The organism is Gemmiger formicilis, assembly GCF_900167555.1.
GTDB lineage: Bacteria > Bacillota > Clostridia > Oscillospirales > Ruminococcaceae > Gemmiger > Gemmiger formicilis.
The window spans coordinates 212,822-228,754 of the sequence record NZ_FUYF01000004.1; the positions used below are offsets into that span (position 1 = coordinate 212,822).

At 58.4% G+C, this 15,933-nt stretch carries 14 protein-coding genes and 6 tRNA genes; all 20 read left to right on the forward strand.

Translation table 11 applies throughout. The features are described 5' to 3' along the window. Positions 1-128: 128 nt before the first annotated feature. Complete coding sequence (locus tag B5D32_RS05640) at positions 129-413, forward strand: co-chaperone GroES (protein WP_078784122.1); 285 nt, start codon at positions 129-131, stop codon at positions 411-413. A 44-nt stretch (positions 414-457) separates the two neighbouring features. Further along, the gene (gene groL / locus B5D32_RS05645; protein WP_078784123.1) at positions 458-2,089 is read left to right on the forward strand and encodes a chaperonin GroEL; all 1,632 of its coding nucleotides are present in this window, start codon (positions 458-460) and stop codon (positions 2,087-2,089) included. Positions 2,090-2,521: 432 nt separating this feature from the next. Continuing rightward, positions 2,522-3,928, forward strand: coding sequence for an MATE family efflux transporter (locus B5D32_RS05650; RefSeq protein WP_078784124.1), 1,407 nt, complete (start codon positions 2,522-2,524; stop codon positions 3,926-3,928). Further along, positions 3,925-4,503: a cytidylate kinase-like family protein gene (locus B5D32_RS05655; protein WP_078784125.1), complete on the forward strand. Its 579-nt coding sequence runs from the start codon at positions 3,925-3,927 to the stop codon at positions 4,501-4,503. The genes B5D32_RS05650 and B5D32_RS05655 overlap by 4 nt, the downstream gene beginning before the upstream one ends. 218 nt (positions 4,504-4,721) lie before the next feature. Continuing rightward, positions 4,722-5,186: a VanZ family protein gene (locus B5D32_RS05660; protein WP_078784126.1), complete on the forward strand. Its 465-nt coding sequence runs from the start codon at positions 4,722-4,724 to the stop codon at positions 5,184-5,186. A gap of 82 nt (positions 5,187-5,268) precedes the next feature. After that, the gene (locus tag B5D32_RS05665) at positions 5,269-6,870 is read left to right on the forward strand and encodes a peptidoglycan D,D-transpeptidase FtsI family protein (RefSeq protein ID WP_078784127.1); all 1,602 of its coding nucleotides are present in this window, start codon (positions 5,269-5,271) and stop codon (positions 6,868-6,870) included. 257 nt (positions 6,871-7,127) lie between these two features. Beyond that, on the forward strand, positions 7,128-8,099 hold the full coding sequence (locus B5D32_RS05670; RefSeq protein WP_078784128.1) for a diacylglycerol/lipid kinase family protein: 972 nt from the start codon (positions 7,128-7,130) through the stop codon (positions 8,097-8,099). 2 nt (positions 8,100-8,101) lie between these two features. Then, the gene (gene lon, locus B5D32_RS05675; protein ID WP_078784129.1) at positions 8,102-10,552 is read left to right on the forward strand and encodes an endopeptidase La; all 2,451 of its coding nucleotides are present in this window, start codon (positions 8,102-8,104) and stop codon (positions 10,550-10,552) included. A gap of 289 nt (positions 10,553-10,841) precedes the next feature. Beyond that, entirely contained in the window at positions 10,842-11,438 is a 597-nt protein-coding gene (gene yihA, locus B5D32_RS05680; RefSeq protein ID WP_078784130.1) for a ribosome biogenesis GTP-binding protein YihA/YsxC, read from the forward strand. A gap of 3 nt (positions 11,439-11,441) precedes the next feature. Beyond that, positions 11,442-12,218 (forward strand): class I SAM-dependent DNA methyltransferase, encoded by a 777-nt coding sequence (locus B5D32_RS05685; protein WP_078784131.1) that lies wholly within the window; start codon positions 11,442-11,444, stop codon positions 12,216-12,218. Continuing rightward, entirely contained in the window at positions 12,202-13,113 is a 912-nt protein-coding gene (hslO, locus tag B5D32_RS05690; RefSeq protein WP_078784132.1) for an Hsp33 family molecular chaperone HslO, read from the forward strand. Before B5D32_RS05685 ends, hslO begins: the two co-directional genes overlap by 17 nt. A 105-nt stretch (positions 13,114-13,218) precedes the next feature. Then, positions 13,219-13,294, forward strand: a tRNA-Gly gene (locus B5D32_RS05695). A 6-nt stretch (positions 13,295-13,300) separates the two neighbouring features. Continuing rightward, positions 13,301-13,373, forward strand: a tRNA-Val gene (locus B5D32_RS05700). An 8-nt stretch (positions 13,374-13,381) separates the two neighbouring features. Next, positions 13,382-13,458 (forward strand) — tRNA-Asp (locus B5D32_RS05705). Between the two features lie 3 nt (positions 13,459-13,461). Further along, positions 13,462-13,537: transfer RNA gene (locus B5D32_RS05710), tRNA-Phe, on the forward strand. A gap of 35 nt (positions 13,538-13,572) precedes the next feature. After that, a tRNA-Gly gene (locus tag B5D32_RS05715) sits at positions 13,573-13,648 on the forward strand. Between the two features lie 41 nt (positions 13,649-13,689). Further along, positions 13,690-13,764: transfer RNA gene (locus tag B5D32_RS05720), tRNA-Cys, on the forward strand. 353 nt (positions 13,765-14,117) lie between these two features. Then, the gene (locus B5D32_RS05725) at positions 14,118-15,047 is read left to right on the forward strand and encodes a ParM/StbA family protein (RefSeq protein ID WP_338108535.1); all 930 of its coding nucleotides are present in this window, start codon (positions 14,118-14,120) and stop codon (positions 15,045-15,047) included. Beyond that, complete coding sequence (locus B5D32_RS05730; protein WP_078784133.1) at positions 15,044-15,316, forward strand: hypothetical protein; 273 nt, start codon at positions 15,044-15,046, stop codon at positions 15,314-15,316. Before B5D32_RS05725 ends, B5D32_RS05730 begins: the two co-directional genes overlap by 4 nt. 183 nt (positions 15,317-15,499) lie before the next feature. After that, a partial coding sequence (gene dcm / locus B5D32_RS05735; RefSeq protein ID WP_338108536.1) for a DNA (cytosine-5-)-methyltransferase occupies positions 15,500-15,933 on the forward strand: 434 nt, incomplete at its 3' end.

Genomic DNA, 15,933 nt, shown 5'->3' on the forward strand with positions numbered 1-15,933 from the left:
CAAAAATTTTATATAGAAAACACTTGATTTTTTGCAGTAAAGTGAGTATTATATATTTAGCACTCAGAGAGATTGAGTGCTAAACTAAAAATCAAAAGAGAAATCTTTTATAGGGAGGAACTTCCACTATGAAAATCAAACCTCTTGCAGACCGCGTTGTCATTAAGCTGGTCGAAGAAGAAGAAACCACCAAGGGCGGCCTAATCCTGTCCGGCTCCGCCAAGGAGAAGCCCCAGGTTGCCGAGGTCATCGCAGTCGGCCCCGGCGGCAATGTGGATGGCAAGGACGTTGAGATGATCGTCAAGGTCGGCGACAAGGTCCTGACCAGCAAGTACTCCGGCACCGAGGTCAAGGTTGACGGCGAGGAATGCACTATCGTCCGCCAGAGCGACATCCTCGCAATCGTCGAGTAAATTTGATTTCACCGATTTCTTTCAGATAAAAGGAGAGATTCATTATGGCTAAACAGATCAAGCAGGGCGAGGACGCCCGCAAGGCGCTTTGCGCAGGTATCGACCAGCTGGCCAACACTGTTAAGGTCACCTTGGGCCCCAAGGGCCGCAATGTTGTGCTGAGCAAGAAGTTCGGCAGCCCGCTCATCACCAATGACGGTGTCACCATCGCCAAGGAGATCGAGCTGAAGGACGAGTTCGAGAACATGGGCGCACAGCTCGTTCGCGAGGTCGCCACCAAGACGAACGACGCCGCCGGTGACGGTACGACCACCGCTACCGTTCTGGCACAGGCCTTCGTCAATGAGGGTATGAAGAACGTCACCGCCGGTGCAAACCCGATGGACATCAAGCGCGGCATGCAGAAGGCCGTCGCCGCTGCTGTCGATGCTGTCAAGCAGCACAGCCAGAAGGTCAACGGCAGCAAGGACATTGCCCGTGTTGGCACTGTCTCTGCAGGCGATGCCGAGATCGGTCAGCTGATCGCTGACGCAATGGAGAAGGTCACCGCTGACGGTGTTATCACCATCGAGGAGAACAAGACCACTGCCGAGACCTACACCGAGGTCGTCGAGGGTATGCAGTTTGACCGCGGCTATGTGACCCCCTACATGGTCACCGATACCGAGAAGATGGAGACCGTCTACGACGACTGCTCTGTCCTGATCACCGACAAGAAGATCAGCGTCTTCCAGGATGTGGTTCCTCTGCTCGAGCAGGTCATCCAGTCCGGCCGCAAGCTGCTGATCATTGCAGAGGATGTCGAGGGCGACGCTCTGTCCAACCTCATCATCAACCGTCTGCGCGGCGGTCTGAACGTTGTCGCTGTCAAGGCACCCGGCTTTGGTGATCGCCGTAAGGAGATGCTGCAGGATATCGCCACCCTGACCGGCGGCACGGTTATCAGCAGCGACTTGGGCTATGAGCTGAAGGACGCCACCATGCAGCTGCTCGGCAAGGCCCGCCAGGTCAAGGTCACCAAGGAGAACACCACCATCGTCGGCGGTGCCGGTGACAAGCAGGCTATCGCAGACCGTGTTGCCCAGATCCGCAGCCAGATCGCCGTTGCGACCTCTGACTTTGACCGCGAGAAGCTGCAGGAGCGCCTGGCCAAGATGGCCGGCGGCGTTGCCGTCATCAAGGTCGGTGCCGCTACCGAGGTCGAGATGAAGGACAAGAAGCTGCGCATCGAGGATGCCCTGAACGCGACCAAGGCCGCTGTTGAGGAAGGCATCGTCGCTGGCGGCGGCACGGCCACCATCAACGCTATTCCCGCTGTCGACAAGCTGGTCGGCGAGCTGGAGGGCGACGAGCGCACCGGTGCGAAGATCGTCCGCAAAGCGCTGGAGGCTCCTCTGCGCCAGATCGCTGCCAACGCTGGCCTCGAGGGCAGCGTCGTTATCGACAACATCCTGAAGGCCAACAAGCCCAACTACGGCTTTGATGCCCAGAAGGAGGAGTACGTCGAGGATATGATCGAGGCCGGTATCGTCGATCCGACCAAGGTCACCCGTTCCGCTCTGGAGAACGCCGCCAGCGTCGCCGCGATGGTCCTGACCACCGAGAGCCTTGTCGCTGACCTGCCGGAACCCCCGGCTCCGGCTGCTCCGGCCCCTGATATGGGCGGCATGTACTAAGAGACGCCGCAAAGCCTTGAAATTGCTTGATTTTTTGGATGCGCAAAAGCGAATTTACGCCTAACTTACGCCACTTACGCCAAAAATTCAAGCGCATTATAGGGTAACAGAAATCGGCACCTGCCTCAAAAGCAGGTGCCGATTTTTATGTTATCCGGCAGCATGGTGATTGCAAAAAGTAGGATCGACGAGACGAAAATCATTCAAAAAGCATTTGAAATTTCCATCCAAATCCGCTATAATAAAGGTACAGCGTGTGGCGTTTCTGCGTAAATCCAGTTGCAGAGCAGCCACGCGCCTTTTTTTGCGGAATCGGGTGAGAAATGGCAAGATGAGCGAAAACTTCATAGGCAAATCGTGTAGCAGAAATGCGTAAGTCCGGATGTTCTGGGACTTACGCATTTTTTATTTTTTGAAAGAAAGGTGATTTTTTTGGAAACCGGAAATCAGTTCTTGGGGACGGAGCGTGTGAGCAAGCTCATGCGGCAGTACGCCATCCCCTGCATTATCTCGCTGCTGGTAGGCGCACTTTACAACATCGTTGACCAGATTTTTATCGCCAATGCCAGCTACCTCGGCTCCTACGGCAACGCCGCCAATACGGTGGTGTTCCCGCTGACGGTGGTGGCGCTGGCTATCGCCGTCATGTTGGGCGACGGCTGCTGCGCCTTCGTCAGCATGGCGCTGGGCAGAAACGAGGTGGATAAGGCCAAGCAAAGCGTGGGCAACGCGGTGGTGTTATCTGTCGTCAGCAGTCTTGTTCTGACGGCGGTATACCTCATTTTCGCAAACACCATCATCGCCATGTTCGGCGGCACGGTGAATGAGGAGACCTTCCGCCACTCGCAGGAGTACTTCTTCTATATCACGCTGGGCATCCCATTCTATATGTTCGGGCAGGCCATGAACCCCATCATCCGTGCCGACGGCAACCCCAAGTTCGCCATGATCTCCACATTGGCAGGCGCTGCTATCAACATTATCCTCGACCCAATTTTCATCTTTGTCTTTAAATGGGGTATGATGGGTGCGGCAGTGGCCACGGTCATCGGTCAGGTGGCAACGGCGTTTCTTGCTGTGTGGTATCTGCTGCACATGAAGATCATCAAGCCTGCGTCCGGCGATTATGCACTGCGGGGAACTGTCTGCGGACGAATGCTGACGCTGGGTATCACCAGTTTTCTTTCGCAGATCAGTCTGGTGGCGGCCATGGCGGCCATCAACAATATGCTCCGCAAATACGGCGCTCTGGACGCTGTGTTCGGACAGGAGCAATACGCGCAGATCCCCATGGCTGTGGTCGGCATTGTGATGAAGTTCTTCCAGATCGTCATTTCCATCGTGGTCGGCATGGCGGCAGGCTGCATCCCCATCGTGGGCTATAACATGGGTGCGGAGAAGAAACTGCGTGTTCGGGAGCTGTTCACCAAGCTGCTGATTGCCGAAGCACTGGTGGGGGCAGTGGCGCTGGTGATGGCAGAGGGGTTCCCTCGGCAGCTCATCGCCATTTTCGGTGCAGCCAATGAGAGCGGCTACTATACGGACTTTGCTATTAAGGCGTTCCGCACCTATCTCTGCATGATGGTGCTGGCCTGCGTCAACAAGGCGTGCTTTATCTTCTTGCAGGCAGTCGGCAAGGCGCTGACATCCACGCTGCTGTCCATGTTCCGTGAGGTGGTGTTCGGTGTGGGCTTTGCTCTGTTGTTGCCTGTGTTCTTTGGTTTGGACGGCGTACTGTATTCCATGCCGGTGTCGGATATTCTGACCTTTATCATCTCGGCGATCATCATCGTGAAAACCTATCGGGAATTGAATGCGGAAGGAGTGCAGAAAGTATGAAAAACAGAGTCATTACCATCAGCCGCGAATTTGGCAGCGGCGGACGCACCATCGGCAAAAAGGTGGCGGAAAAGCTGGGTATTCCGTGCTATGACGCAGAGATCATTCAGGAAATGGCAAAGAAAACAGGTTTTGCACCGGACTATGTAAAAGAAGCAGGAGAGTACGCACCTGGGAGCTTCCTATCGGCAGCTTTTTCCAACCGAATGTTCGGCCCCACCAACGAGGATATTCTGTGGGAGCATCAGTACAAGGTCATCACGGAGCTGGCGGAAAAGGGTCCCTGCGTCATTGTTGGCCGTTGTGCCGACTGTATTCTGCGGGACAAGGCAGACTGCCTGAAAGTCTTTATCCACGCGGATATGAAGTTCCGTGCAGAGCGCATCGTCAAGGTGTACGGCGAACGGGAGCAGTCCCCGGAGGAGCGCCTGCGGGATAAGGATAAACGCCGGGCCGCCTATCACCGCTTATACACCAACATGAAGTGGGGACACGCTCAAAATTATCACCTGACGCTAGACAGCGGCGTCATCGGTATCGACAAGTGCGTGGACATCATCGCGGAGCTGTATTGAAACTTTCCAGGAAAAACGTTTGAAATTCGTTTTGAAAATCGTTAAAATATAAGGCAACACCGCATAATTCCCGCTGGAGCGGTGCTTGAGCCGCTAGGCGGGAATTGTGTGGTGTTGCCTTAAGGTCGAAGTCTCCGAAAAATAGAGGCTTCGGCCTTTTTGTATAAACCGGCAAAGTGTGCTATAATAGACAGAAATAACGCAGCGGGGGAGCCGCCATGAAAAAATACGCAAAATATCCGGCACTGGCCGTTACGCTGGCAATTATGGCAGTGATCTTTGTCTTGTCCTCGCAGCCGGCGGAGCTGTCCACCAAGGTCAGCCGCGCCGTTACCGAGACCGTGCAGGCCAGCAGGATAAAAGCCATCACGCCGCTGTGGTTCAGCACCACAAACCTGAACGCCAACGTCCGCAAGTGGGCGCACATCTATATCTACTGTGCCCTCGGCGTCAGCATGGCCGTGACCGTGCAGCTGTGGCTGCACCGCGTTACGCTGCGGCAAAAGGCACTGCTGGCATCGGCGCTGTGTATGCTGTACGCGGCCGGTGATGAGCTCCACCAGTATTTTGTGCCGGGCCGTGCCGCGCAGTTGAGCGACGTTGCGATTGACGCCATGGGTTTTCTGCCCTGCGTGGCGGCGGTGTATCTGGTGCTTTGGGCTGTCAGGAGGCTGCGCAATTAACAGGACTCAACCCAAAATTATATGGGTAATAGAGGTATTTTAGGTTGACCCGCCGCCCATACTTCCACCGGGGGGATGTGCCTTGTCTCTGCGTCGGTTGCATGGGCTTTGCGCTGTGCTGGTGCTGCTGGCGGGCGTCGTGCTCTGCCGCACCTACTGGGTGGGGCAGCAGACGGCCTATGCCGCCAGTGCGGGTGGGCAGAGTGTTCAGACGCTGGCCCTGCCGCGCGCCCGGGGCGATTTCTATGACCGCACAGGCCGCAGGCTGACCGGCCTTGCCCCGCAGTATTACGCACTCTGCCTGCCCGGAGACGCCGGGTACACGGCACTGTTTCCGTATGTCCCGTATGCGGTGCAGAGCCTTTTGTATGAGCGCCGCAACCTTGCAAGTCCCTTTTTGATACAGGTGGACCGCGACCTGACCGCGCAGGGCATCACGACCTGCACCGTGCCGCAGCATTTCGGCGGCAGCACCGCCGCGCACCTGCTGGGCTATCTGGACAGCGAGGGCCGCGGCGTGTCCGGCCTGGAAAAAGCCTACGACGACCTGTTGACCGCCTCCGGAGACGCGCGCATTGTGACCTGCTTTATGACCGCGCAGGGACGCCTGCTGACGGACACAAGCCCGCTTGTGGCGGTGGAAACACCCGGCACGGGGCAGGGCGTGCGGCTGACGCTGGACGCCGACCTGCAGCGCGCCTGTGAGGGCCTGGCCACGGTGTATCTGCCGCGCGGCTGTATCGTTGTGATGGACACGGCCACCGGCGAGGTGCTTGCCTCTGTCAGTATGCCGTCGTTTGACCCGCAGAATGTTGCCGCCAGCATTGCCGCCAACGATACCTCGCTGCTCAACCGGCCTCTCCGCGCATTCAGTGCCGGGTCGGTGTTCAAGGTCGTGCTGGCTGCAGCCGCCTACGAGAGCGGCCTTGACTGGTACACCCACGACTGCACGGGTGAGGTCGAGGTTGCCGGGCAGACCTACCGCTGTGCACTGGGCCGCGCCCACGGCGTGGTCAACCTGCGCGGCGCGCTGGAACAAAGCTGCAACACCTATTTCATCGAGCTGGGCCGTCTGCTGGGGGCACAGCGCATCCGCAAAATGGCAGAGACACTCGGCTTCGGCACGGCCACGCAGCTTGCGCCCGGCCTGCAAGGCGCATCGGGCACACTGCCCGATGCCGCCGCGCTTGAAAACCCAGGCGAGCTGGCGACGTTCAGCTTTGGTCAGGGGGCGCTGACCGTGACGCCGCTGCAAATTGCAGCCATGATGAACACTGTCGCAAACGGCGGCATGTACAGGACACCGGCCTTTGTACAGGGAATTGTTGACGCCGACGGCACGCTTACCGGGCAGACCCGGACGGCTGACACCCGCACGGTCTTTGATGCGGCCACGGCACGGGTGCTGCGCAGCATGCTGGCCTCCGTCGTGTCGGAGGGGATCGGCAGCGAGGCACAGCCCAAAACCGGCACGGCAGGCGGCAAGACCGGCACAGCGCAGACCGGCCAGTACGACGAGAACGGCGAGGAGCTTCTCAACTACTGGTTCAGCGGCTTTTACCCGGCGGACGACCCGCGGTATACCATTACCGTTTTGCAGGACGGCATTTTAAAGCCCGAAACCTCCAGTGCCGCGATATTTGCAAAGGTTACCGAAATTCTGGCTGTGTGGGAGAACTCCTAAGCCTTCCCCCTCGGGGGAAGGTGGCCCCGCAGGGCCGGATGAGGGCAGACCTTGCCGCCGCAGCACTTTACCGGGCAGCAACGGCATATCCGCCCCTCATCAGTCAGTGGTCGGGGCCACTGACAGCTTTCTCCGAGGGGAAAAGCCAATCTCTCCGTCAACCAATTTCCTCCAAGGTATTGCACTTTTGCGGCAAAAAAGCTACAATAATTAGTATCTGTAGACCGCAAGTAACCGATGCTGAAAGGGACAAACCGATGCAGCATATTTTTATCATAAACCCAACGGCGGGCAAGGTGGACGCCAGCGTGGCGCTCATCCCGCAGATCCACGCCGCTGCCAGCCGCGCAGGGCTTCATCCTACCATTGAGGTGACCCGCCGCGCCGGGCAGGCCCGCGACCTGGCCGCCCAATACGCCGCCGGCGGGGAAGAAGTATACCTCTACGCCTGCGGCGGCGACGGCACGCTGAACGAAATATTGCAGGGTACCGTCGGCCACCCGAACGCCGCTATCGGCTGCGTGCCCTGCGGCAGCGGCAATGACTATGTGCGCAACTTTGGCACGCAGGCGCAGTTCCTGGACCTTGACGCACAGTTGGCCGCACAGCCGTTCGCAGCGGACGTCATCCGCACGCCCCAGGGGTGCGGCATCGACATCTATGCCGCGGGCATCGACGCCCAGGTCGCCAACGGCATCCCCAAATGGCGGCGCGTGCCCTTCTGCGGCGGCACAACGGCCTACACACTGTCGATTCTCGAGGCCGTGTGCAGCACCTTCAGGCACCGTCTGCGCATCACCGCCGATGACCGCCAATTGGAGGACACCTTCATGATGCTGGCGGTCTGCAACGGCCAGCAGTACGGCGGCGGCTACTGCGCCGCGCCCCACGCCAGCATGACCGACGGTCTGCTGGATGTGGTGCTGCTGCGGCCCGTGCCGCGTTTAAAGCTGCCGGGGCTGCTGGGCAGCTACAAAAAAGGGAAGCACCTTTCGGAGGGTGACACCATCACCGAAAAATTCGCCCCGTACATGACGTTTTTCCGTACAGGCAGCATTGACATAGAGGTGTTGGACGGCAACCCGCTCATCACAACGCTGGACGGCGAATGCTCGCCCCAGCTGCGGATGCACGCGGAGATCGCGCACAGTGCGGCGCGCATCCTGCTGCCGCCGGAGCTTGCCGCAAACGCAAACAAGACGCCTGTTCTGCAGGCTATGGGAGAGTAAGAATGTCTGAAAAAGTAAAGATCAAGATCGCCCGCAATGTGGTGCATCTGCCGGCCATCGCCCTGCGCGGGCTGGTGGTTTTCCCCAACAATGTAGTCCATTTTGAGGTGGGCCGCACCAAGTCCATTGCCGCCATCGAGGCCGCCATGCACGCCAACAGCAGCGTCTTTCTCGTCGCCCAGCGCGAGATGGATGAGGAAGAACCGGCCCTTCGCGACCTATATGCCTACGGTGTCATTGCCGAAATCAAGCAGGTGCTGCGCGTCTCCGACGACCTCGTGAAGGTCCTCGTCGAGGGCAAGACCCGTGCCCGTCTGCTGGAGCTCGACGCCGGCGAAAAGTATCTGCAGGCAACGGTACGCCCCGTGGCGGTGCGCGGCATCCCTGCCGACAAGCGCAACCAGGTCGAGGCTCTCGTCCGCAGCCTGAAGGACTGCTTTGAGGAGTACCTGTCCTACAGCCCGCAAATTTCCAAGGATGTCGTCTATAACATCGTTTCCTCCGATTCGCCGCTGTATTTGAGCGAGTACATGCCCGCCAACCTCTTGTTCAAGTATGAGGATAAGCAGGTTATCCTGAACGAATCGACCCTGCTGGGCCGCCTCGAAAAGCTGCTGACCCTGCTGCGGCAGGAATGCCAGATCATGGACATCGAGCGCGACCTGGACGACAAGGTCAACGCCCGCATGGACAAGGGCCAGCGCGAATACTACCTGCGTGAGCAGATGAATGTCATCAGTGAGGAGCTCGGCGACGCCGAGGACACCCGCGCCGAGGCCGATACATACCGCGGGAAAGTTAAGGCACTGAACCTTGATGAAGAATCCACCGAAAAGCTGCTGAAAGAGTGTGACCGTCTGGCCCGTATGCAGGGCAGCAGCGCCGAGAGCGGCGTTATCCGCAGCTATCTGGATGCCTGCCTGGCCCTGCCGTGGCACACCGCCACCGAGGACGACCTTGACCAGGCCCACGCCCGCAAGGTGCTGGACCGTGAGCACTACGGCCTGCAGAAGGTCAAGGAACGCATTCTCGAGCTGCTGGCTGTGCGCAAGCTGAACCAGGACGTCAAGGGGCAGATCATCTGCCTTGTCGGCCCTCCGGGCGTCGGCAAAACGAGCATTGCGCACTCCATTGCCGAGTGCATGGACCGCAAATTTGCCCGCATGAGCCTGGGCGGTGTCCACGATGAAGCCGAGATCCGCGGCCACCGCCGCACCTACATCGGCGCGATGCCGGGCCGCATCATCAGCGCCATCACGACGGCCAAGTCCACGAACCCGGTCATCCTGCTCGACGAGATCGACAAGCTGGCGGGCGACTACAAGGGAGACCCGTCCAGCGCACTGCTCGAGGTGCTGGACCCCGAGCAGAACCGCACCTTTAAGGATAACTACCTCGATATTCCGTTTGATTTGAGCGAGGTGCTCTTTATCACGACGGCGAACGATGCCTCCACGATCCCTGGCCCGCTCTATGACCGCATGGATGTCATCGAGCTGCCCAGCTACACCCGCACCGAAAAATTCAACATCGCCAAGCGCCATCTGCTGCCCAAGCAGCTGAAAAACAACGGCCTGGAGGGGCGCGTGACCCTGACGGGCAGCGCACTGTATGCCATCATCGACGGCTACACCCGCGAGGCCGGCGTGCGCAATCTGGAACGCACCATCACGTCGGTACTGCGCAAATGTGCGCAGAAGATCGCGGCAGGGGAGGCCGAGAAGATCAGCGTTTCCGCAGCGATGGTCAAGGAGCTGCTCGGCCCCGAAAAGGTCAAGCCGACGTTTATCTCCCGCAAGGACGCCGTGGGCATTGCCAACGGTCTGGCGTGGACGAGTGTCGGCGGCGAGATGCTGCCTGTTGAGGTCGCCGTCATCCCGAACGGCACCGGCAAAATCGAGATCACCGGCAGCCTCGGTGATGTCATGAAGGAGAGCGCCCAGCTCGCCGTGACCTACGCCAAGGTCCACGCCGAAGAATACGGCATCACGCCCGACAAGTTCAAGAACATCGACCTGCACATCCATGCCCCCGAGGGCGCTGTGCCGAAGGACGGCCCCTCCGCGGGTGTCACACTGACGACGGCGCTGATTTCGGCGCTGTCCGGTATCCCGGTCAACCACGACCTGGCCATGACCGGAGAGATCACGCTGCACGGCAACGTGCTGCCCATCGGCGGTCTGAAGGAAAAGAGTATGGCGGCCTTCCGCGAGGGCATCTCGACGGTGCTCATCCCCAGGGATAACGCCAGCGACCTGTATGAGGTGGACGCCGAGGTCAAGGAGAAGGTGCGCTTCATCCCCGTGGGCACGCTGTCCGAGGTGCTGAAGCACGCCCTTGTGCGCCCGGGCCGCACCCCCGCCCGCGCTGTCCGTGGTGTGCCGCAGGCAACCTCTCTCATCGCCAACGACAAGCCCGCCGAGGGACATAAGGAGCCCGCCGCGGTGATGTAATTCGCCTTGAATGCCACTCTGTAGGGACGGAGGCCCGCACCCGCCCGCGGGCCGATGACGGGCATTGCCCCCTACAGCACAACCCCCGTAGGGGCGGATTCCATATCCGCCACGGAGCAGAACGGCAGCCGCCAAGTCCGCGGGTCGATGACAAGCATTGACCCCTATACAGCCACATCCGTAGGGGCGGATTCCATATCCGCCCGCACTACGCCGTGCCGCGCATGTGGGGGGCGGCGTCCTCGACGCCCCGCAATACACAGCACACCCAGAACATAAAGGAACACCCATGAACTACAACAACAGCGAATTCCTCGCGTCCTACGGTCTGTCCCGCCAGCTGCCGGACAGTGACCGCCCTGAAATCGTATTTTCGGGCCGCTCCAACGTCGGCAAGTCGAGCCTCATCAATAAGCTTTGCAACCGCAAGAAGCTGGCCCGCGTCAGCGCCACGCCGGGCAAAACGGCAACCATCAACTTCTACCGCGTTGATACGGCCTACTTTGTCGACCTGCCCGGCTACGGTTACGCCAAGGTCTCCAACGCCGAGCGCGAGCGGTGGGACGATTTGATCAACAGCTATTTTGAGGCGGATCGTGCGGTCTGCCTGCTTGTCCAGCTGCTGGACAGCCGCCACGCGCCCAGCGCTGACGATGTGCAGATGCTTGAGTACCTGCACTACCACCGTATTCCGTTTGTGGCCGCGCTGACCAAGGGCGACAAGCTGAAAAAGAGCGAGATGGCCGCCCGCAAAGAAGAATTTGAAAAGATCTGCGCTCCCTACGGCTGCCAGGGCGTTGTGCTGACCAGCGCCGAGAACGGGCTGGGCATGGACGAGCTGCGTGCGCTGCTTGAGGCCAGCATGACCCCCGAGACAGAGGACTGACCGATGGCCTACAACGAGTTTGCCTATTTCTACGACGAGTTCAACGGCGAGGCTGACTATGACGCGCTGTACGGCTATATTACCGACGAGCTGAAGGCCCACGGCATCACAGACGGCATCCTGGCCGACCTGGGCTGCGGCACCGGCGATCTGACCCTGATGCTGACCCAGGCAGGGTATGATGTCATCGGCATTGACCGCTCCGAGGAGATGCTCAGTGTCCTGCGCGAAAAGGCCGACGAGCTGGGCCTGACGGGCCGCTTGCTGCTGCTGAAGCAGGACCTGCTGGACCTGGACCTGTACGGCACGATCCGCGCCGCGGTGTCCACGTTTGACACCTACAGCCACATTGGCCCGCAGGAAAATTTTGAGAAGGCCATCCGCAAGGCTGCCTACTTTATGGAGCGGGGCGGCGTGTTCATTTTTGACTTGAATACGCCCTATAAGCACCGGCACATTCTGGCAGGCCAGACCTTTGACATCGAGGCCGAGGACGCCGACTGTCACTGGTCGAACCGCTACGACGAGACGGCGCAGCGGGTGGATATTACCATCAACATTGACTACCACGAGACGGGGGAGCACTTCCGCGAGGCGTTCAGCGAGTACAGCTACGCGCTGGACACCGTGTGCGCCCTGTTGGAAAAGTACGGCTTCACCGTGGCCAAAGTCGCCGACGGCGAGAGCTTTGGCCCGGTGCGCGGCGACAGCCCGCGCTGGATCATCACGGCTGTCAAGCAATACACACAAGAGGAAAAAGCAAATGGAACAGAATCATAACATGCTGCGCGGTATCTCCGAAAACGGCGGTATCGTGTTTTACGGTGTTGACTCTACGGAAATCGTCCGCGAGATGGAGCGCCTGCACAAGACCAGCGCCGTCACCACCGCTGCCCTGGGCCGCCTGCTGACGGCAACCTCGATGATGGGCATTATGCTCAAAAGCACCCAGGACTCGGTGACGCTGCAGATCAAGGGCGGCGGCCCCGCAGGCCGCCTGCTGGCCGTTTCCGACGGCACCGGCAACGTCAAGGGCTACGTCGAGCACCCCGTTGTGGAACTTCCCCCGCGAGCTGACGGCCATCTGAACGTCGGCGCAGCCGTCGGCAAGGACGGCACGCTGGACGTCATTCGTGACTTGGGTATGCGCGAGCCGTACATCGGTCAGGTGCCGCTGACCTCCGGTGAGATCGCCGAGGACATCACGACCTATTTTGCTATCAGTGAGCAGGTGCCCACTGTCTGCGCGCTGGGCGTGCTCGTCGATAAGGACCTGAGCGTCCGCTGCGCGGGCGGCTTTGTCGTGCAGCTGCTGCCCGGCGCAACCGAGGAGGAGATCGAGCACCTCGAGAAGAACATCAAGGCCATGCCCAGTGTGACGACAATGCTCGAGGAGGGCAGGAGCGTCCGCGATATGCTGGAGCTGGCTCTGGCCGGCTTTGCACCCGATATTCTCGACAGTTACCATGTGACCTACAAGTGCGACTGCGGCCTTGAGCGCGTTGAAAAGATGATCCGCTCCCTTGGCAAAAAGGAGGTCGAGCGCATGCGCGACGAGGACCCCGTTGCCGAGGTGAACTGCCAGTTCTGCAACAAGAATTATAAGGTGGACCTGAATGAACTGCTCAAAAACTGGCCTTCCACCGTCGAAAATGTGCCGAGCGAAAACGCATAAAAATTTATGCAAAAAAATGTAAAAAACGCTTGACTTTTCCGCTCATATAGTTTATAATAACAAACGTCGCCCGGAGAGAGCGATTGAGCAAAAACTCTCCAATATGCGGCCGTAGCTCATCTGGTAGAGCGCCACCTTGCCAAGGTGGAGGTAGCGAGTTCGAGCCTCGTCGGCCGCTCCATTATGGGGAAGTTTAGCTCAGCTGGGAGAGCATCTGCCTTACAAGCAGAGGGTCAGCGGTTCGAGCCCGTTAACTTCCACTTAATATGGCCCGGTAGTTCAGTTGGTTAGAACGCTAGCCTGTCACGCTAGAGGTCGTCAGTTCGAGCCTGATTCGGGTCGCCATTTGCCTCTGTAGCTCAGTCGGTAGAGCAGGGGACTGAAAATCCCCGTGTCATTGGTTCGATTCCGATCGGAGGCACCATTTCTTGTGTATTCTTCGCAAAGAATACACATCCTGCGGCCGTAGCTCATCTGGTAGAGCGCCACCTTGCCAAGGTGGAGGTAGCGAGTTCGAGCCTCGTCGGCCGCTCCAAAAAACAGTGGAGATTGGTAAACATCAGTTTTCACTTATATGGTGACGTGGCCAAGTGGTAAGGCAAAGGTCTGCAAAACCTTCATTCACCAGTTCAAATCTGGTCGTCACCTCCATAAGACTGTGATGAAAAAGATGTCACAGTCTTTTTTCTTTGTTGTATCGTTGAAAATTGGCGGTTTCGACAGCCAATTTTCGAGTTGCGTTTTATAAAGATGTCCAGCGGTTTTCAGACTGTTGGACATTTTTATTGCCTCATCTTCCCGCAAAATTCTGAATTGCGGCAGGGGAGTGGGCAATTCTTTTGAGAAAAAACAGAATAAATCCTGCTGTTTTCAGAATGTTTTCAATTTCCTCGCAGCCAATTTCCTGTTGGCTGCGGGGATTTTTCGTTTTTCCCGGCAGTTTTCAGTTTGTTTTCAGATTTTCCATTTTATACCTATTAATTATAATAAGGAGGATTTCCACTATGAGCATCATGATCGGCATCGACCACGGCTACTACGCCATCAAAACAGCCCACTGCTCGTTCCCGGCAGGACTGACAAGCTACGGAGAACACGAACCCTACACCCGCCAAGGACTCTTAGAGTTTGGCGGGTGCTTTTTTGTTTGTGGCACAGGGCGGCAGCCTATCCAGCGGGATAAGACTGCGAACGACAACTACTACCTGCTGACGCTGGCAGCGATTGCAAAAGAAATCCGGCAGCGCGGCTTGCCGCCCGAATGCTCGGTGCGCATTGCGGCGGGTCTGCCGCTGACCAGTTTCGGACGCGACAAACCCAAGTTCAAAGATTATCTGCTGCGGAGCAACCAGCCCGTGAATTTCAAATTTGAGGGCGTGGAGTACAGCATTACCATCGAGGAAGTTGCTGTCTTCCCTCAAGGCTACGCCGCCCTTATGACCGAAATGGGGCTTTTGCAGGACGAACCGTCCATGCTCCTCATGGACTTGGGCGGCTGGACAGTGGACCTCATGCGCATCGACAACGCCATCCCTGCGGCTGACACTGCGCACAGCTTGGAGCTCGGCATGATCCGCTGCGTGGATGACATCCGGGAACAGGTGCGGCGCGAAACCGGGCTGTCCCTCACGGATGCCCAAATCGAAAATATGCTGGCAGGTCAGCCCTGCACGGTCAGCGATACGGTGCGCGACATTGTGAACCGGCAGGGGCGCAAGTACACCGAACATCTGCTGTCTGCCACGATGGAAGCCGGTTTCGATCTGCACGCTATCCCCGCCGTGCTGCTGGGCGGCGGCGCATCGGTGGTGAGCCGCCACCTAAGCCCCAAAGACGGCCTTTGTAAGACGATTTTCCTGCTGGACGACAAGGTGAACGCTGTCGGGTTCGAGCGCGCGTTGGCCGCCGTGTCGCGCCGTAAAAGCGAGGCATGAAACGCCCGCAGTATGTTTTCCGCCCGAACCTCAGCGACCCACAGCACCGCGGCGCGTGGGCGTTGCTGCAGCAGGTGCCGCCTGCCAAACGCAAAGAGTTTCTGGTGCAGAGTATCCTTGCGGCAGAACAGACGGATAGGCTGGAGAAAAGCATCCGCAAGGTGGTGCGGGAGGAGTTGCAGGCAGTCAACATAACCGGCGCTGTTCCAAGCCCACTGTCAGAGAATGCTATACCGGACTCTGCGCTCGATTTCCTGAATTCACTGTAGGGGGTGATTCCAATGTTTTAATAATAGGTAGAAAAGCAGAAGGAAAAAGGAGGTTTATACATTATGAACGGTAAAAAAATCTTGTTCGGTGCAGCCTGTGACGGGCTGCTTTTGTTTTTGATGAGGGGCGCCTATTAAGCACCTTCGCAGATGCGGCAAACATCCCCATCGGGAGTTGTGCCCTTGATCAAGTTCGTAGATATGTTCTCCGGCATCGGCGGTTTCCGCGAGGGACTGACCCGTGCCGGAGGCTTTACATGCGTAGGACACTGCGAAATCGACAAATACGCCAACCGCAGTTACAACGCCCTGTTTGACACGAAGGGAGAGTGGTTCATTGAAGATGCCCGAAAAGCCGACCCCAGCGCCATGCCCGATTTCCAGTTACTCTGCGGCGGATTTCCTTGCCAGACTTTCAGCATTGCAGGCTCCCGAAAAGGATTCGGAGATCCACGCGGCACTCTCTTCTTTGAACTGGCCCGCCTGGCTGAAGCCCGGAAGCCTTCGTATCTGCTGTTTGAAAATGTACCCGGCCTGTTATCTCATGACGGAGGGCGGACATTTGCGACGATCCTTAACACGCTGGACCGACTGGGGTATGGTGTGGAATGGCAATG